Genomic DNA, 16,172 nt, shown 5'->3' with positions numbered 1-16,172 from the left:
GTGTTTCGGGCCTAGCCTCCGGGTCGAGGACAATGTGCCCCCATGGCAGTCCTATCCATCTCCAACGCCCATCTCGCATTCGGCCACGTGGCCCTGCTCGATGGCGCTTCCTTCTCACTCGAAACGGGTGAGCGCGTCGGCCTCATTGGCCGCAATGGCACCGGCAAGTCCTCCTTGCTCAAGGTGCTCGCTCAAATCGAGAAACTCGATGACGGTTTGTTGCAATTGCAGCAAGGCCTGACCAGTGTCTATGTGCCGCAAGAGCCGGTGATGAATGCCGAGTCGAGCATCTTCGACACTGTCAGCGAGGGTGTGGCCGAGGCCAAGGCCTTGCGGGCGCGCTATGAAATTCACGATCCCGAGGACGATCTGGAATGGGTGGCCGAGCGCATCGAACACATCGGTGCCTGGAATTGGGAGCAGCGTGTCGAGGAAACCCTGCACCGTTTGAATCTCGACGGTTCGCGTTTGGTGGGCTCGCTGTCGGGCGGTCTGAAGAAGCGTGTGGCTCTGGGCCGGGCCCTGGTGGCTCAGCCGGACGTGCTCTTGCTCGACGAGCCGACCAACCATCTGGACCTGGATGCCATCACCTGGCTGGAAGGCCTGCTCAACGACTTCAAGGGCTCGCTGCTGCTGATCACCCACGACCGGGCGTTTCTCGACAATGTGGCCAATCGCATCGTCGAACTTGACCGCGGCCAGCTGCGCGGCTACCCAGGCAACTTCGCCGCCTTCACTGCGGCCAAGGCCTATGAGCTGGAGAACGAGGCGCTGTTCAATGCGCGCTTCGACAAGATCCTGGCCCAGGAGGAGATCTGGATCCGCAAGGGCGTGGAAGCGCGGCGAACGCGCAGCGTGGCGCGCATCCAGCGCCTGGAGTCCATGCGCGTGGCGCATGCGGCGCGGCGCGATGTGCAGGGCAAGGTCAAGCTGGACATCGACACCGGTGGCGCCAGCGGCAAGATCGTGGCCGAGCTGGAGAACGTCTGCAAGAGCTATGGCGATCGCGTCATCGTGCGCGACTTCACCGCCACCATTCTGCGGGGTGACAAAGTCGGCCTGGTGGGCTCGAATGGCGCCGGCAAGACCACCTTGCTGAAAATGATCCTCGGCGAGCTGGCCCCGGACAGCGGCGAGGTGCGCCAAGGTTCGCGCTTGACCGTGGCCTACTTCGACCAGATGCGCGACACGCTGAACCTCGACGCCACGCTGGCCGACACCATCAGCCCAGGCAGCGAGTGGATCGAGATCGGCAACCAGAAAAAGCACGTCAAGAGCTATCTGGGCGATTTCCTGTTCTCGCCTGCGCGTGCCAATTCACCGGTACGCAGCCTGTCCGGCGGTGAGCGCAACCGCTTGCTCTTGGCCCGCCTGTTCGCACGCCCGGCCAATGTGCTGGTGCTGGACGAGCCGACCAATGACCTCGACATCGAGACTTTGGAGCTGCTTGAAGAACTGCTCGCCGATTACGACGGCACCGTCTTCTTGGTCAGCCATGACCGACGATTCCTGGACAACGTCGTCACCAGCACCATCGTCAATGAGCTCGATGGCCGTTGGCGCGAGTACGAAGGCGGCGTGCAGGATTGGTTGGTCCAGTCCAAGCGCGCGGCTGCCCTGGCGGCCAAGGCCACGCCTGCGCCGACGCCGGCCGCGCCTGCTCCGGCCCCAGCGCCGGCACCTGTGGTCGCCAACAAGAAAAAACTCAGTTACAAGGAGCAGCGCGAGTTCGACGAGCTGCCGGGCAAGGTGGCGGCGCTCGAAGCCGAGCAAAAGCAGCTCAATGCCTTGCTGTCTGGAACCGAGTTGTACAGCCAGGGCGCAGCCCGCATCGCCGAGGTGACCGACCGAGCCGGCCAGATCGACGAAGAGCTGCTGGTCTTGATGGAACGCTGGGAACAGCTGGAAGCGAAATGAGCGTCGAGGCAGGGCCAGAGCGGTTAGAGGTGGCCGACGAGGCGCGGCGCCAGGAATGGCTGGCTTTGTTCAAGGCCCATGAACAGTACGAGCTCGCCGCCCTGGCGCTCAAGCTGTTCGCCATGGGCTTGTGTGCCGCCGCTTGGGGGGCTCCCTGGCTTTGGGCTTTGCTGATCTTGGCCTGGCTCCAGGAGGCGGTGCTCAAGACCTTTCAGGCGCGTTTGTCGGACCGTCTGCTGAGACTGGAGCAGGCCTTGCGTCGCAGCGAAGTCGCATCGAGCGAGGCCATGCAGTTGCACAGCGAGTGGCTGCAGCAGCGCCCAGGCAGCCTCGGTCTGCTGCTGGAATACCTGAAATCCGCCCTGCGGCCGACCGTGGCCTTGCCCTACCCGCTTCTGCTGGCGCTGCTGGCCTGGTACTGAGTGCAGGCGCTCCCGCGCTGACGGCTCAGACGCTCAGCTTGAGCTCACCGAGACCGTCGAAACGCACGCAGATCTGATCTCCGGCCGTCAGATCACCGAGCACCAGCCAAGCGCCGGTCGTCACCACCGAGCCGGCCGGCAGGCTGCGGCCCTCGCGGCTGGCGTGGCGCAGCCACTCCAACAGTCCCCAGAAAGGGTCGCCGAGCGAGTGGCTGCCACGCGCACACCGTGGCGTTTCGCCGTTACGCTGGATGCTGCAGGCTTGCTGCGACCAATCAATGGCCGCGCAGCTCTGGCGGGAATGCCAGTCACCCAGGGCGAGCGCCCCATGAGACAAGGCATCGGCTTGGCGCAACCAGGCCGGCGCGGCCTGGCCCTGCTGCCAGCGCGAGCTGACCAATTCTGCGGCCACGCACACGCCGTCGATCAGTTCCGCGGCATCCTGAGGTTCCAGACGGGCCAGCAATTCGGAATCGACTCCTCGGCCGAGACGCAGGGCAATCTCGGCCTCGACACCGGGGCGCTGCAGGCGCAGCTCACTGAAGTCGGCGGGGGCCGCACGCACGCCGGATGGCGCCAGTGGCGCATGGCTCAAGGCGGTCTGGCGAGAGGGGCCTCCGCTTTTCCAGAACTGCGGCGACGCAGCGGGCAGCCAGTTCAGTTGCTCGGCCAAGGCGGTCAATGCCTGGTCGGCGCACTGCGCATCCGGCGCATCGACAGGCCAAGTTTGGGCATCGAGCAAGCCCTCACCAAGCCAGGCGCGCGCCAGCTGGGCGGCCAGATCCTGGGCCAGATCCACGTGGTTCACAGGCGCTGCAATTTGTGCGCAGGGACCAGCTCGGGCTTGCCCTTGAGCTGTACCACCAGTTCGCCACTGCGCACCACCACGAACTGCACGGTGTCCGTTGCGTTGCCGTACTGGACCCGGTCGCCGGCCCGCAACTGGGGCGGCAAAGGTGGCAAGGCCAGCTTGACCGGCAGTTTGCCCGGGCCCTGCTGGGCCTTGATGACGGCATTCAGGCGTTGCGCCAACTCGGGGCGCTCTGTGGCCAGCAACTCCAGCGAGCGCTGCATGGTGCTCTTCAGATCGTCGGCCGTGAAGGGCTTGCGCAAGAGGAAGCGAGAGCCGGCGGCATGGGCTTCGGCTTCATGAGCGGGCGTCACCTCGAAGCTGAGCAAGGCCAGGCGACAGCCCGGATTGGCAGTCTTCAGGCGTTGGTAGAGGGCGATGCCATTCATGCCGGCCTTGGCAAACCAGTCCGTGATCAGGAAGTCCGGTTTGAATTCGAGGCCCAAGGCCAGGGCCGAGTCGGTGTCGCTGGCACAGCGGATGCTATGAGCCGGAAAGCCGAAACCCTCCAGCAACTGGCGTGCAAAGGTTTGCACGCCGGCCAAGGCATCGACGACAAGAAAGCGGAGTTCAGCGTTCGCGGGGGCACTCATGAGCAAAGCAAGGGCGGTCTGTCTCGGAGCTGCCCGAGCTGATGCAGGCAGCAGACCGCAATGGTAGCCCCCGTTTGAGGCCGCTGCATGTCGGCGCGCGTGCAGCGCTTTGTTTCTTGTGTGCGATTTCCGCATTGCCCGTTTCAAGCAGGGGCGCTTGTGCCGGTTCAGCGATTGACGTCTTGAAATTGCGTGGGATATTATTCCACGCAGGCGAACTGCCGCAAACAGTGGGGGATGAAGAACATGGAGAGCAGCAACTACAGCGCTTGGCCCTTGGCTCGGCTGACTTCGGCGGTCTTGCTGATGCCGGCCTTGGCTGTGGCCGTGGCGGCGGTGAGTCTGGCCGCCTGCGGTGGGGCTGAGCCCCCGGCTACGCAGGCGCCTTCGGTCTTGCAGCTCAGTGGCACGGCAGCCGTCGGCCTGGCTTTGCCGGCCGCCAAGGTGCAGGCCCGGTGCGAGCAGGGGGCGGGCATGGCGACCACCGCCGCCGACGGCAGCTATCTTGTGAAGATCGAGAACGGCCGCCTGCCCTGTGTCTTGCAGCTGCACGCTGAAGCGCAGGGTTTGAAGCTGCATTCATTGGCGCTGGCAGGCAGCGCTGCGCCGCTGAGCAATCTGACTCCGCTGACAGAGATGGTGCTGGTGCGCTTGGCGCGGGCGCCCGCCGAGCAGTTCTTTCAGCAATTCGATCGCAGCATCGCGCAAAGCTTGAGCGTCGACCGCATCAAGGCGGCGCAGGCCGATGTGGTCAGCGCGCTGGCCAGCACCGTTGACCTCAGCCCTCTGGCGGACTTGTTGGCCACGCCTTTGAAGGCGGCCACGCCAACCGCGCCCAAGCAGGGTGATGCGCAAGACCAACTGCTCGACCAGCTGGGCAGCCGTCTCAGCAAGCAAGGACAGGCGGAGCTGCTGGCCTTGCTGGCGGCAGGCAAGCCCGATGACCCGACCGCGCCGTTTGTCCCGCGCCTGAGCATTCAGCTCGATGACGCCAAGCTGCTGACCGGTGCCAGCCGTCAATTGATGGCGGACATCAACTACCCGCCCAATGTGCGCTACATCCTTCAGCCGGTCAGCTGGAAGGTCTTGGAGCCCGAGGGCGGAAAGGTCGATGCCTTCAGTGGTCGCTATCAAGCGCCGGGGCGCGCGGGCGTCTTTCATGTGCAGGTGCAAAGAGATGATTTCCCAGCGCTGACCGCTCGTGTAGCGATCCAAGTTGCCGACTTCCTCTCACTCGAGCAGCAAGCTCATTCGCGCATCGTGAATGCGCGAGAGGTCCTGATTCGCGACCGCAAGGCGTTCCAGAGCTTGTGGGCCGAGCATCGCGGCGATGCCGGCGAAGCGCCGGCGGTCGACTTCGACAAGGAAATGGTCGCCGCTGTGTTTCTCGGCCTGTCCGGGACGACAGGCTGCCATGGCGTTGCGGTGCAGGCCCTGCGCATCGAGACCACCGGCCTGCAACTGGAGTACCGCGCCACCACGCCGACCGAGGGCCAGATCTGCACACAGGTGATGACCTCGCCCGCCCACTGGGTGCGTCTGAACCGCAGCGATCTGCCTCTGGAATTCCGCCGCCTGCCCTGAGGCAGGCCGAGGGCTCAGCGCAGTTCTTGCAGCAGGCGCCAGAAGCGTGCGTCCTGCGAGGTGGCGAAGTTGATGCGCATCAGGGTGCCGGCGCGCCGGGTCGGACTGAACAACAGGCCCGGCGCGATCAGCCAGCCGGCGTCCAGCATGCGCTGGGCCAGACGTTCGGTGTCCACGCCCACCTCCAGCCAACCGAACAGGCCTTGCGGCGGCGTCACGAATTGGCAGCCCGCCTCTTCGGCCAGGTGCACGACGCGTTGCCGCGCGGCATCCAGGCGCGAGATCACTCGCTCGGCATGGCGACGTAACTGTCCTTGTTCCAGGCAGATGGCCACGGCGCGGTCCATCATCGGGCTGGTGGTCAGGGTGGACAACAGTTTCAGCTCGGTCAGCTGGTGCACGACCTGGGCGCTGGCGGCGACAAAGCCGACCCGCCAGGCCGGAGTCAGGATCTTGGAAAAACCGGAGACATAAATTGTGCGCTTGAGCCCGTCCAGGGCCGAGAGCCGCGGTGCATGGTTGGGGGCCAAGAAGGCGTAGGTGTCATCCTCGACCACCAACATATCGGCCGCCTCGACCAGCTTGAGGATCTGGTGGGCGCTGGCCAGCGAGAGGCTGTTGCCCGTAGGGTTGTGCAGCACCGAGACGGTCACATACATGCGCGGCCGGTGCTCGGCGATCAGGCGGGCCATGACCTCCAGGTCCGGCCCCTGTGGCCCGCGCGGCACCGGCAGCAGGCGCATGCCGGCCTGGGACAGGCGGGCGTACTCGATCGCCCAGCCCGGGTCGTCCACCAGCACCGCGTCGCCCGGCGTCAGCAGGCAGCGTGTGATCAGGTCCAGGGCATGGGTGGCGCCCACGGTGCTGATGATCTGCTCCGGTGCTGCATGGACGCCGATGTCCTCCAGGCGCCGGCTCAAGGCGCTGCGCAGGCGCGGGTCACCGCCCGGTTCGCCGTACTGCAAGGCCAGCTGGTCCGGCTCCTCGCTCTGGCTGACGACGCGGCGCATGGCGCTTTGCAGCATGGGCAGGTCCAGCCATTCGCCGGGCAAGGTGCCCAGGCCGGGGGCGTGGCGTGCATCGGCCTGGAACATGCCGCGGATCAGCGCACTGGCGTCGATCGGTGTCGGCGGAGCTTGCACGGCCTGGACCGGGGCCGCCTTGGCCTTGGGTGCCCGTGCATCGCGCATATCGCGAACGAAAAAACCGCGCTGCTTGCGAGCCTCCAGCAAGCCGGCCGCCAGCAGCTGGTCGTAGGCGGCCACCACGGTGTAGGGGCTGACGCCATGGTGGCGCGCGCATTCGCGCACCGAAGGCAGGCGCGCGCCGGGCAGGATCAGGCGTTGCTGGATGCGTTCCGAAAAACGCAGGGCCAACTGCTGGGCCAGAGAAAGGCTGGCGCTGCGGGACAGGGCTGTGCTGGTGCTCATACCGATACAGATTCTCAAAACGTATGGCTAAGTGTATTGGTTCTGTATTGGTTGTGGCGGCTAGACTGGGCTCATGAAATTGCTAGGCATCTTGGGTGGCATGAGTTGGGAGTCGAGCGGGCATCTGTATGCCTTGCTCAACCGCGAGGTGGCGGCGCGCATGGGCGGCCTGCACAGCGCGCGTCTGCTGATGCACAGCGTGGACTTTGCAGAGGTCGAAGCGATGCAGCAAGGCGGTGATTGGGCTGCGGCCGCCCGCCTGCTGGGTGAAGCCGCTGCCGGGCTCAAGGCCGCCGGCGCCCAAGCGCTGCTGCTGGCGACCAACACCATGCACAAGGTGGCCGATGAGGTGCAGGCGCAGGCCGGCCTGCCTCTTCTGCACATCGTCGACGCCACGGCCGCCGCGCTGCAGGCCCAGGGCTTGCGTCGGGTCGGCCTTCTGGCCACCCGTTACACCATGGCCTCAGACTCCTTCTACCACCAGCGCATGGCTGGGCATGGTCTGGAATTGCTGACGCCGCCGGCCACTGCCGCCGAAGAAGTGAACCGCGTGATCTATGAAGAGCTGTGCCGGGGCCAGCTGCGGCCGCAATCGCGCGCGCACTATCTGGCCTGTGTCGAGGAGATGGCCTCGCGGGGCGCCCAAGGCGTGATCCTGGGATGCACCGAAGTCGGGCTCTTGCTCGACGCCGAGGCGCAGCGTTTGAGCCCCCTGCCTTTTTTCGACTCGACCGTGCTGCAGGCACGCGCGGCGGTCGATTGGATGCTGGCCGGCGCCGACTCGGCCCCGCTCGGTGGTAAAAGCCCGGGTGAGGCCGCCGCGCCCGGCTCGGGCAGGCCAGAATTTTTGAATTGAACGAATCGCCTTTCTTGAATGAATCAGCAGGAGACAAGAAGCATGAGCAGCATCTGGAACCAAGCACGGCGCGCCGCGCGCATGAACCCGTCCATCATTCGCGAGATCCTCAAGGTCACCGAAAAACCGGGCATCCTGTCCATGGCCGGCGGCCTGCCCTCGGCTGAGACCTTCCCGGTCGAGGCCTTGAAAGCCGCCTGCGATCAGGTGCTCAGCCACAACGCCAAGGAAGCCCTGCAGTACGCGGCCAGCGAGGGCTTTGCGCCGCTGCGCGAATGGGTGGCGGCCCGCATGGCCAGCTTGGGCATGACCGTCAACCCCGATCAGGTGTTGATCACCAGCGGTTCCCAGCAAGGCCTGGACCTGGTCGGCAAGATCCTCTGCGATGCCGGCGCGCCGGTGGCCGTGGAAACGCCCACCTACCTCGGTGCCCTGCAGGCCTTCACGCCCTACGAGCCCAACTTCGTGAGCCTGGCCAGTGACGAGCAAGGCGTGGATCCGGCCGAGTTCGCCCGCCTGCCGCATGACGCGCCCGGCACCCGTTTTGCCTACCTGCTGCCCAACTACCAGAACCCCACCGGCCGGGTGATGAGCCTGGAACGCCGCCAGGCCGTGATGGCCGCCGCCAAGGCCGCCGGCGTGCCGGTAATCGAAGACAACCCCTACGGCGACCTCTGGTTCGACGAGCCGCCCCTGCCGGCCCTGGCCTCCTTCTGGCCCGAAGGCACCATCTACCTGGGCAGCTTCTCCAAGGTGCTGACGCCCGGCTTCCGCCTGGGCTTCATCATCGCCCCGAGCGAGCTCTACCCCAAGCTGCTGCAGGCCAAGCAAGCAGCCGACCTGCACACGCCCGGCTTCAACCAGCGTGTGGTCTATGAGGTGGTCAAGAACGGCTTCCTCGATGAGCATGTGCCCAAGATCCGGGCCCGCTACAAGGCCAACCGTGATGCCATGGCCGCCGGCCTGGAAAAGCACCTGCCGCCGGGTTGCGTCTGGCAAAGCCCCAAGGGCGGTATGTTCTTCTGGATCCGCCTGCCCGAAGGCATGAATGCCATGGAGTTGTTGCCCAAGGCGGTCGATGCCGGCATCGCTTTCGTGCCCGGCGCGGCCTTCTACGCCCAGAACCCTGATCCGCGCACCCTGCGTCTGTCCTTTGTGACCCTGACGCCGCCGCAGATCGAAGAAGGTGTGGCCATCCTGGGCAAGGTCTTGCGCGAGGCGCTGGACAACGGCGCTCAGCCCACCCCATGAGCTTGCAGACGCGCCGCTTCGCCCAAGTCGACGTCTTCACCGCCATGCCCTTGCTGGGCAATGCCCTGGCCGTCGTCATCGACGGCGAGGGGCTCAGCGATGCCGCCATGGCCAGCTTTGCCCGCTGGACCAACCTCAGCGAAACCACCTTTCTGCTGCCGCCCACGCAGCCGGGCGCGGACTACCGCGTGCGCATCTTCACGCCCGGCGGCGAGCTGCCTTTTGCCGGCCATCCGACGCTCGGCTCGGCCCATTGCTGGCTGGCCGCTGGCGGCGTGCCCAAGCAAAAAGGCCGGGTGGTGCAGGAGTGCGAGATCGGCCTGGTGACGATCCAGCGTGGCGGCGATCGCAAACGCGAGCGCCTGGCCTTTTCAGCGCCGCCGCTGAAGCGTTCCGGGCCGGTCTCGGCCGAGCTGCATGCGCAAGTCCTGCGCGCGCTGCAACTGCCGGCCGAAGCCGTGCTGGATGCCGTCTGGGTGGACAACGGCCCGGGCTGGATCGCCGCCCGACTGCGCTCGGCCGAGGCTGTGCTGGCTTTGCAGCCCGACTTTGGGTCGATGAAAGGCTTGAAGCTCGGGGTGGTGGGGGCCTACCCGGCAGCTTCGCCGCAGCAATTTGAGGTGCGCGCCTTCGTGCCGGATATCGGCGTGCCGGAAGACCCGGTCACCGGCAGCTTCAATGCCGGCCTGGCCTTGTGGTTGATCGAAGCGGGCCTGGCGCCCGATCGCTATGTCGCCGCGCAAGGGGCCAAGTTGGGTCGAGCCGGGCGCATCCATGTCCAGCGAGATGCGGATGGGACCTGGATCGGCGGTGATGTCGTGCCTCTGATCACGGGCGAAGTCAGCTTGTAAGCGGAGGCTTGCGGCGCAAAGCCGCGCAGGAGTGTTGGGAATGATGAATCAGGCGACCGATGCCTTGTTCCGCGAGGACTCGGCATTGCGGGAATGCCAGGCGCTTGTGCTGCGCGTCGACGAACGCGGAGTGGTGCTCGATCGCACCGTGTTCTACCCGCTGGGAGGTGGGCAAGCCGGTGACGCGGGCGAGGTGCTGCTGCCGGATGGCCGGATGCTGGCCATTGCGGACACCCGAAAAAGCAAGGAGCCGGGCGCGGAGGGGGGGATTCTCCATGTGCCGGCCCCGGGCCAGGAGGAGCTGCTGGCGGCTTTGCTGCCGGGCATGCAGGTACAAGCTCGCCTCAATTGGGCACGCCGCCATGCCTTGATGCGCTTCCACACGGCCACGCATTTGCTCTGCGCGCTGCTGCCCTATCCGGTTGATGGCTGCTCCATCACCGAGAGCTATGCGCGGCTCGACTTCCATACCGATGCGCCGTTTGACAAAGAGGCGCTGACCGAGGGCCTGAATCGACTGGTGACCGAGGCCCATGCCGTCAGCCACAGCTGGATCACGGACGAAGAGCTGGACGCCAATCCGAGCCTGGTTCGCAGCATGAGCGTGCAGCCTCCGCGCGGAACCGGTCGTGTGCGCGTGCTCTGTATCGAGGGCGTCGATCTGCAGCCCTGTGGCGGCACCCATGTCGGGAATACCGCTGAGATTGGTGGCCTGACCATCACCAAGATCGAAAAGAAGTCGGCCTCGACCCGACGGGTCGTGCTGGGCTTCGCTCAGACAGTGCACGCAGCGCTCCCCTGAGCCAGATTCCGCCCGGACAACTGGGCGCTCATTCCAAAACTCCGATGACACTCAAACTACTGGGCAAAGCCAGCTCCATCAACGTTCGCAAAGTCCTCTGGACCCTGGAGGAGTTGGGTCTCGCTTACGACCGAGAAGACTGGGGCTCGGGCTTTGCCGCGACCGACACTCCCGAATTCACTCGCCTCAATCCCAACGCGATGGTGCCGGTGCTGATCGATGGCGACTTCGTGCTCTGGGAGAGCAACAGCATCTGCCGCTATTTGGCGGCACGTGAGCAGCGCCTGGACCTGCTGCCCCAGGCGCCGCAGGCTCGGGCGCAGGTCGAGCAGTGGATGGATTGGCAGGCCGGGGAGTTCAACAACGCCTGGCGCTATGCCTTCATGAGCCTGGTGCGGCACAGCCCGGCCCATCAGGACCCGCAGCTCTTGGCCCAGGGCGTGGCGGCCTGGCATCGCCATGTCCGAATCCTCGATGCGCAGCTGGCGCGGACCGGCGACTTCGTCTGCGGTGAGCAATTCACCCTGGCCGACGTGGTGCTGGGTCTGTCGCTGCAGCGCTGGCGCGTGGCGCCCTTGGAGGATGAGAGGCGGCCGGATGTGCCCGCCGCCCTTGCCTATTTGGCGCGCCTGGAGCAGCGCGCAGGTTTCCGGAACCACGGCGCCAACGGCCAGCCCTGAGCTTCAGCCGCAGGGCGGCGCCGCGTCGAGGGCTTACTCGTTGCGGAAGCTGTCGTGGCAGGACTTGCAGGTGCTGGCGGCCGGGCCGAAGCTGGCTTTCAGCTGTTCCACGGTCGCGGGTTTGGCCGCAGCCAGCTTGGCGACCTCGTCCTGCATCTTCTTGGCGGCCTCGTCGAACTTGGCACGCTCGCTCCAGATCTCGGCCTTGGCACCGCCTTTTTCCTTGCTGGCCGTGCCTTCGACAAAGCCGTGGAAAGGCAGGCGCGAGAGGTTGGCGACGATGTCCGCATTGCTGGCCGCTGCGGCGGCATCAAAGGGCGCGCGCCCTTGCACCATGGCGCCCATGCGCCCGAAATGGCTGCCCATCAGCGTGAAGGCCGCCTTGCGGTACTTGACGGCGTCTTCCGGTTTCTGGAATTGCGCCTGGGCCGGCAGGCTGGTCGCCCATGCGCTCAGGCAGAGCAGGGCCAGGGTCAGGTGTTGCTTGGTCGGGGTCGTCATGATGCGTTGCGTCCTCGGTGTGGATTGAACAGGCGATACAGCCAAAGGCCGGCTTGAGTGTACGGAAGACCTGGCAGTTTTTCCGAGCTGTCGGCAGGGCGCGACTGGGGTATCGTTGCCGCAGCTGAATGGAGGGCTGCACATGTCCGAGGGCTTGTTGACGCGGGTGCGGATCTGGGACCTGCCGACCCGCTTGTTTCACTGGGCGCTGGTGCTCTGTGTCCTGGGGTCTGTGCTCAGTGCCAAGGTCGGAGGCAATGCCATGGTCTGGCATATGCGCCTGGGCTATGCCGTGCTGGCGCTGCTGGGCTTTCGCCTGCTTTGGGGCATGGTGGGCGGGCGCTGGTCGCGCTTTCGCAGCTTTCTCTACAGCCCGGCGGCGCTGTTGCGCTACCTGCGCGGCCGCCCCCTGGCGGATGACCATTTCGAGGTCGGTCACAACCCGCTGGGTGCGTATTCGGTGCTGGCCATGTTGGCCTGGCTTCTGCTGCAGGTGGCGTCCGGCTTGGTGGCCGACGACGAAATCGCCTTCAGCGGCCCTCTGGTGAGTCAGGTGAGCTCGGAGATCAGCCTGGCCTGGACCGCTTATCACAAGAGTTATGGGCAATGGGGCCTCTATGCCCTGGTGGCCTTGCATGTGGCCGCGATTGCCTACTACCGCCTCGGGCGGAGCAAGGATCTGATCGGCCCCATGTTTTCGGGTGACAAGCGCTTGCAGGCGGCCGTGCCGCCGGCTCGCGACACCTGGGCCAGCCGCTTGTTTGCCCTGACCCTGCTGGCGGCCTGCGCCGCCGGCGTCTATCTCTTGGTGACGCCTGCCCCGGTCGTTTGAGCCCGCCAGCATTCATTCACTACACTGCGGCGCTGCATGGACGAAAGCCCCGACATCACCTTGATTACGCCCGACGACGGCCCGAGCTGGTCGGCTGCACGCGACATCCTGCGTGACTATGCCGCCAGCCTTCAGGTGGATCTTTGTTTCCAGGACTTCGAGGCCGAGCTGGCCGTCTTACCCGGCCAATACGCCGCGCCAGGCGGTCTGCTCTTGCTGGCTTTGGTGGACGGTGCGGTGGCCGGCTGCGGAGGCTTTCGCAACCTGCCGGACGTCGACTACCCCAATGCTTGCGAGATGAAGCGCCTGTTCGTCCGCCCCGCCTTCCGCCGTTTCGGCTTGGGACGTCTGCTGGCTCAGGGTCTGATCGACCGGGCTTCCCAGGCCGGCTATTCATCCATGTTGCTGGATACGCTGGACGATATGGAGGCGGCACGCGGTCTGTACGAGAGCCTGGGTTTTGCGGCGGTGCCGCCCTACTACTTCAACCCCATCCCGGGCGCCCACTATTTGCGCGTCGAGCTGGACTGAGCTCCGGCCCGCTCAGTTTCATCGGGTTACGGCCGTAGCATGTCGCTTTTGCGCTTGCGTCAGGTCTGTATGAGCTCCGAGTCCGCCCCGTTGTACCTTGTCACCCAGGCCGGTCCGGCTGCCGCCACTTTGGGGGAGTCACCGCTCTGGTGCGTTGAGGAGCAGGCGCTTTACTACGTGGACATCGCCGAGCGCCAGGTCTTGCGCCTCGATCCCTCCAACGGCGAGCTGCGCCGCTGGGCGGTCGCCAGTGAACCCGGTTGCATCGCCCTGATCGAAGGCGGCGGGCTGGCGGTGGCGCAGCGCCAAGGTCTGTTCCGGCTTGATCTGGCCAGTGGCGACTGCAGTTTGTTGGCTCCGCCTCCCTATGCGCCGGAGCGCCAGCGCTTCAATGACGGCAAGCCGGATGTGTTGGGTCGCTTCTGGATAGGCGGCATCGACGACGCGCGCGCCCCTGACGCTGCCCTGTATCGTTATGAGTCAGGTCACTTCAGTCAGGCGGCCGCGGGCATCACCACCTCCAATGGCTTGGCCTGGAGCCCGGATCAGACCCTGCTCTACTGGTCCGACACCAAGGCGCACGAGATCTATCGGTTTCCTTTCAGCGCGGACACCGGTCACTTGGGTGAGCGCGAGTTGTTCGCTCGCTTCGAGCCGCGCGCTGCCGGCCAGGCGCTGGACAGCTATGGCGGCCGCCCCGATGGAGCGGCGGTCGATGCCGAGGGTTGCTACTGGGTCGCCATGTTCGAGGGCCAGCGTCTGCTGCGGCTTTCGCCCGAGGGTCAGGTCTTGATGGAAATCAAGCTGCCGGTACGCTGCCCGACCATGCCGACCTTCGGCGGGGCCGATCTGCGCACGCTCTACCTGACGACGGCGCGCGAGAAGCGCCCGGCCGAAGAGTTGGCCGCCCAGCCCTGGGCCGGCTGTGTGTTGCAACTGCGTGTGGCCGTGCCGGGCCTGCCTCCGCATCGGCTCCGGGCCTAGCAATTTCGCGTCGATTGCCCCGGCGGGAGCCCGGGCTGTCAGGCAAAAGTCATGGACCGACCGGATCATGCGCGCGCAGCCATGGCCCGGCGGCGCCAGAGGGTCTGGAGGGTGCTCCCGACAGTCCGGCTTTCCAGGGCTACGGGTTTCCACATATAATCTTTGGGTTTTGCCGACAGCCGTCATCCAGTCATGAGTGAATTTGAGGGCGAACACCGGAGCGATTCCAGGGGTTCACAGCTTGCCAAGCCCGCAAGTGCGCCAGGGGGGCAGTCCAAGCCAGCGACAGAGCGAAAGTTCCGTCCGGCCGATTGGGATGATGACGGCCGCGGTGATGCTGAAGAGGATGGGGTCGACGAGGCAGCTTTCAAGACGCTCACGCGGGAGGAAGCGCAAGCCTTGGTGGCGCGTCATCCGCCTTTGTCACCCTGGCGGGTGGTGGGGGCGCAGGCCGTGGCCGGTGGTTTGATCATCGTGCTGTGGTGGTTGGGAGCCTGGTTGGCCGGCGACGGCGTGCTGGGTGGGTTTGAAAAAGCGCGGTCGGCCCTGTGTGGCGTGGCGGCGGTGGTTCTGCCCAATGCCTTGATGGCATGGGGCATGACCGGGCTCTTCAGAGGGATCCCTGGCGCTGCGGTGCTGGGCTTCATGTTCTGGGAGCTGATCAAGATCATGTTGGCCGTGGCGATGTTGGCCGCGGCTGCGAAATGGATGCCCGGGCTGTACTGGCCAGCACTGCTGGTTGGGCTGATCGGGTGTTTGAAAGTTAATTGGGTGGCCCTGCTTCTGCAGGGTCGTTTCAGCAAAAATCGCGTGGCCGCAAGCCACGCCAAGCGGGACGGAAACTGACAATGGCAGCCGAAGGACACGCGCCGAACGCGGGCGAATACATCCAGCATCACTTGCAGCACATGCAAGTGAACTTTGCCGGTGAAGCGGTCAAGCAGACCAGCATTGTGGATTTCAGCCTGTTCAACCTCGACTCGCTGATTTATTCGGTGTTGCTGGGCGTGATCGGCTGCTTCTTCCTGTGGCGCGCTGCGCGCAAGGCCACTTCGGGTGTGCCGGGCCGCTTCCAGGCTGCCGTGGAAATCCTGGCTGAAATGGTCGAGAACCAGGCCAAGGGCGTGATCCACAACGCCGCCAGCCGCAAGGTGATCTCGCCCCTGGCGCTGACCGTGTTTGTCTGGATCTTCCTGATGAACTTCATGGACATGCTGCCGGTCGATCTGCTGCCGTCCGCATGGACGCATGCCTATGCCGCCATGGGCCATGACGCCCACCACGCTTATATGCGTGTGGTGCCGACCGCCGACCTGTCCACCACGCTGGGTCTGTCGACCAGCGTCCTGATCATGTGCTTCTTCTACAGCATCAAGATCAAGGGCATCGGCGGCTGGACGCATGAGCTGCTGGCAGCGCCTTTCGGCGACAAGTGGTTCCTGTACCCGATCAACTTCCTGATGCAGATGATTGAGTTCGCGGCCAAGACCGTGTCTCATGGCATGCGGTTGTTCGGCAATATGTTTGCGGGTGAGCTGGTGTTCATGCTGATCGCGCTGATGGGTGGCGTCTGGGCCTGGGAGTTGAACCCCCTGTCGGGTGGCTTCTGGCTGGGTCTGGGCCATTTGGTGGCGGGCACGGTGTGGACCTTGTTCCACATCCTGATCATCACCCTGCAGGCCTTCATCTTCATGATGCTGACCTTGATCTACACCGGCCAGGCGCACGATCAACATTGATCGCTGCAGCTGTCCTGCTGTTGAGTTTGTAAGTTTGTAAGTTCGTTTGTCCCTTTCCTTTTTTCTTTACTTTCCCTTCTGGAGCTAATCATGGAAAACATCCTCGGTCTCGTCGCGCTGGCTTGCGGTCTCATCGTTGGTCTGGGCGCTCTGGGCGCTTCGATCGGTATCGCTCTGATGGGTGGCAAGTTCCTGGAATCCTCGGCTCGCCAGCCTGAGCTGATGAACGAACTGCAAACCAAGATGTTCATCTTGGCTGGTCTGATCGACGCTGCTTTCCTGATCGGCGTGGCTATCGCTCTGCTGTTCGCATTCGCCAAGCCCTTCGCCATCTAATTGAACGGCCAAC

At 65.1% G+C, this 16,172-nt stretch carries 18 protein-coding genes; 14 read left to right on the top strand and 4 right to left on the bottom strand.

Annotated elements, in window-relative coordinates:
• The first annotated feature begins 42 nt into the window (after positions 1 to 42).
• Both LNV23_RS16015 and LNV23_RS16010 read left to right on the top strand, forming a co-directional pair.
• Complete coding sequence (locus LNV23_RS16015) at positions 43 to 1,917, top strand: ATP-binding cassette domain-containing protein (RefSeq protein WP_263563886.1); 1,875 nt, start codon at positions 43 to 45, stop codon at positions 1,915 to 1,917.
• The gene (locus LNV23_RS16010) at positions 1,914 to 2,339 is read left to right on the top strand and encodes a hypothetical protein (RefSeq protein WP_263563885.1); all 426 of its coding nucleotides are present in this window, start codon (positions 1,914 to 1,916) and stop codon (positions 2,337 to 2,339) included. Before LNV23_RS16015 ends, LNV23_RS16010 begins: the two co-directional genes overlap by 4 nt.
• Before the next feature lie 25 nt (positions 2,340 to 2,364).
• Here the strand turns inward: LNV23_RS16010 and LNV23_RS16005 are convergent, their stop codons facing one another.
• Entirely contained in the window at positions 2,365 to 3,147 is a 783-nt protein-coding gene (locus LNV23_RS16005; RefSeq protein WP_263563884.1) for a fumarylacetoacetate hydrolase family protein, read from the bottom strand.
• A complete protein-coding gene (locus LNV23_RS16000; protein WP_263563883.1) occupies positions 3,144 to 3,782 on the bottom strand; it encodes a response regulator in 639 nt (212 codons plus the stop codon). The genes LNV23_RS16005 and LNV23_RS16000 overlap by 4 nt, the downstream gene beginning before the upstream one ends.
• Positions 3,783 to 4,019: 237 nt before the next feature.
• On the opposite strand from LNV23_RS16000, the gene LNV23_RS15995 reads away from it, so the two are divergent.
• On the top strand, positions 4,020 to 5,366 hold the full coding sequence (locus LNV23_RS15995) for a protease complex subunit PrcB family protein (RefSeq protein ID WP_263563882.1): 1,347 nt from the start codon (positions 4,020 to 4,022) through the stop codon (positions 5,364 to 5,366).
• 14 nt (positions 5,367 to 5,380) lie between these two features.
• Here LNV23_RS15995 and LNV23_RS15990 read toward each other — a convergent pair whose 3' ends face one another.
• Positions 5,381 to 6,796: an aminotransferase-like domain-containing protein gene (locus tag LNV23_RS15990; RefSeq protein ID WP_263563881.1), complete on the bottom strand. Its 1,416-nt coding sequence runs from the start codon at positions 6,794 to 6,796 to the stop codon at positions 5,381 to 5,383.
• A 73-nt stretch (positions 6,797 to 6,869) separates the two neighbouring features.
• Here LNV23_RS15990 and LNV23_RS15985 point away from each other — a divergent pair, with 73 nt between their 5' ends.
• The 5 genes from LNV23_RS15985 to LNV23_RS15965 are packed head-to-tail and all read left to right on the top strand — an operon-like array spanning position 6,870 to position 11,236.
• Positions 6,870 to 7,652, top strand: a complete 783-nt coding sequence (locus tag LNV23_RS15985; RefSeq protein ID WP_263563880.1) for an aspartate/glutamate racemase family protein — start codon at positions 6,870 to 6,872, stop codon at positions 7,650 to 7,652.
• A gap of 42 nt (positions 7,653 to 7,694) precedes the next feature.
• Entirely contained in the window at positions 7,695 to 8,903 is a 1,209-nt protein-coding gene (locus tag LNV23_RS15980) for an aminotransferase-like domain-containing protein (RefSeq protein ID WP_263517805.1), read from the top strand.
• 2 nt (positions 8,904 to 8,905) lie between these two features.
• Positions 8,906 to 9,754: a PhzF family protein gene (locus LNV23_RS15975; protein ID WP_263563953.1), complete on the top strand. Its 849-nt coding sequence runs from the start codon at positions 8,906 to 8,908 to the stop codon at positions 9,752 to 9,754.
• 40 nt (positions 9,755 to 9,794) lie between these two features.
• On the top strand, positions 9,795 to 10,556 hold the full coding sequence (locus tag LNV23_RS15970; protein WP_263563879.1) for an alanyl-tRNA editing protein: 762 nt from the start codon (positions 9,795 to 9,797) through the stop codon (positions 10,554 to 10,556).
• 44 nt (positions 10,557 to 10,600) lie between these two features.
• Positions 10,601 to 11,236 (top strand): glutathione S-transferase family protein, encoded by a 636-nt coding sequence (locus tag LNV23_RS15965; RefSeq protein ID WP_263563878.1) that lies wholly within the window; start codon positions 10,601 to 10,603, stop codon positions 11,234 to 11,236.
• Positions 11,237 to 11,269: 33 nt separating this feature from the next.
• On the opposite strand, the gene LNV23_RS15960 is transcribed toward LNV23_RS15965, so the two are convergent.
• Positions 11,270 to 11,737, bottom strand: a complete 468-nt coding sequence (locus LNV23_RS15960; RefSeq protein ID WP_263563877.1) for a c-type cytochrome — start codon at positions 11,735 to 11,737, stop codon at positions 11,270 to 11,272.
• A gap of 142 nt (positions 11,738 to 11,879) precedes the next feature.
• On the opposite strand from LNV23_RS15960, the gene LNV23_RS15955 reads away from it, so the two are divergent.
• The 6 genes from LNV23_RS15955 (at position 11,880) to atpE (ending at position 16,159) form a co-directional block, all read left to right on the top strand.
• On the top strand, positions 11,880 to 12,569 hold the full coding sequence (locus tag LNV23_RS15955) for a cytochrome b/b6 domain-containing protein (RefSeq protein ID WP_263563876.1): 690 nt from the start codon (positions 11,880 to 11,882) through the stop codon (positions 12,567 to 12,569).
• A 36-nt stretch (positions 12,570 to 12,605) separates the two neighbouring features.
• On the top strand, positions 12,606 to 13,100 hold the full coding sequence (locus tag LNV23_RS15950) for a GNAT family N-acetyltransferase (protein WP_263517800.1): 495 nt from the start codon (positions 12,606 to 12,608) through the stop codon (positions 13,098 to 13,100).
• Positions 13,101 to 13,190: 90 nt separating this feature from the next.
• The gene (locus LNV23_RS15945) at positions 13,191 to 14,084 is read left to right on the top strand and encodes an SMP-30/gluconolactonase/LRE family protein (protein WP_263563875.1); all 894 of its coding nucleotides are present in this window, start codon (positions 13,191 to 13,193) and stop codon (positions 14,082 to 14,084) included.
• Between the two features lie 192 nt (positions 14,085 to 14,276).
• A complete protein-coding gene (locus tag LNV23_RS15940) occupies positions 14,277 to 14,930 on the top strand; it encodes an ATP synthase subunit I (RefSeq protein WP_263563874.1) in 654 nt (217 codons plus the stop codon).
• Between the two features lie 2 nt (positions 14,931 to 14,932).
• Positions 14,933 to 15,823 carry a F0F1 ATP synthase subunit A gene (gene atpB / locus LNV23_RS15935; RefSeq protein WP_263517797.1) on the top strand — a complete coding sequence of 297 codons (891 nt, stop codon included), beginning with the start codon at positions 14,933 to 14,935 and terminating at the stop codon, positions 15,821 to 15,823.
• Positions 15,824 to 15,913: 90 nt separating this feature from the next.
• Positions 15,914 to 16,159, top strand: a complete 246-nt coding sequence (gene atpE / locus LNV23_RS15930) for a F0F1 ATP synthase subunit C (protein ID WP_058721792.1) — start codon at positions 15,914 to 15,916, stop codon at positions 16,157 to 16,159.
• Positions 16,160 to 16,172 lie beyond the last annotated feature (13 nt).

Source organism: Kinneretia sp. DJ1R-11, assembly GCF_025717595.1.
Lineage (GTDB): Bacteria > Pseudomonadota > Gammaproteobacteria > Burkholderiales > Burkholderiaceae_C > Paucibacter_A.
Note: the sequence above shows the minus strand (reverse complement) of the source record. Positions and strands in the feature narration are given on the sequence as shown.

Bases quoted from the DNA above. Each gene is read 5' to 3' on its own strand.
- LNV23_RS15985 (WP_263563880.1), top strand. From the start codon at position 6,870: ATGAAATTGCTAGGCATCTTGGGTGGCATGAGTTGGGAGTCGAGCGGG.
- atpE (WP_058721792.1), top strand. From the start codon at position 15,914: ATGGAAAACATCCTCGGTCTCGTCGCGCTGGCTTGCGGTCTCATCGTT.
- LNV23_RS16015 (WP_263563886.1), top strand. From the start codon at position 43: ATGGCAGTCCTATCCATCTCCAACGCCCATCTCGCATTCGGCCACGTG.
- atpB (WP_263517797.1), top strand. From the start codon at position 14,933: ATGGCAGCCGAAGGACACGCGCCGAACGCGGGCGAATACATCCAGCAT.
- LNV23_RS15980 (WP_263517805.1), top strand. From the start codon at position 7,695: ATGAGCAGCATCTGGAACCAAGCACGGCGCGCCGCGCGCATGAACCCG.
- LNV23_RS15940 (WP_263563874.1), top strand. From the start codon at position 14,277: ATGAGTGAATTTGAGGGCGAACACCGGAGCGATTCCAGGGGTTCACAG.
- LNV23_RS15970 (WP_263563879.1), top strand. From the start codon at position 9,795: ATGATGAATCAGGCGACCGATGCCTTGTTCCGCGAGGACTCGGCATTG.
- LNV23_RS15965 (WP_263563878.1), top strand. From the start codon at position 10,601: ATGACACTCAAACTACTGGGCAAAGCCAGCTCCATCAACGTTCGCAAA.
- LNV23_RS15990 (WP_263563881.1), bottom strand. From the start codon at position 6,796: ATGAGCACCAGCACAGCCCTGTCCCGCAGCGCCAGCCTTTCTCTGGCC.
- LNV23_RS16010 (WP_263563885.1), top strand. From the start codon at position 1,914: ATGAGCGTCGAGGCAGGGCCAGAGCGGTTAGAGGTGGCCGACGAGGCG.
- LNV23_RS16000 (WP_263563883.1), bottom strand. From the start codon at position 3,782: ATGAGTGCCCCCGCGAACGCTGAACTCCGCTTTCTTGTCGTCGATGCC.
- LNV23_RS15955 (WP_263563876.1), top strand. From the start codon at position 11,880: ATGTCCGAGGGCTTGTTGACGCGGGTGCGGATCTGGGACCTGCCGACC.
- LNV23_RS15960 (WP_263563877.1), bottom strand. From the start codon at position 11,737: ATGACGACCCCGACCAAGCAACACCTGACCCTGGCCCTGCTCTGCCTG.
- LNV23_RS15995 (WP_263563882.1), top strand. From the start codon at position 4,020: ATGAAGAACATGGAGAGCAGCAACTACAGCGCTTGGCCCTTGGCTCGG.
- LNV23_RS15950 (WP_263517800.1), top strand. From the start codon at position 12,606: ATGGACGAAAGCCCCGACATCACCTTGATTACGCCCGACGACGGCCCG.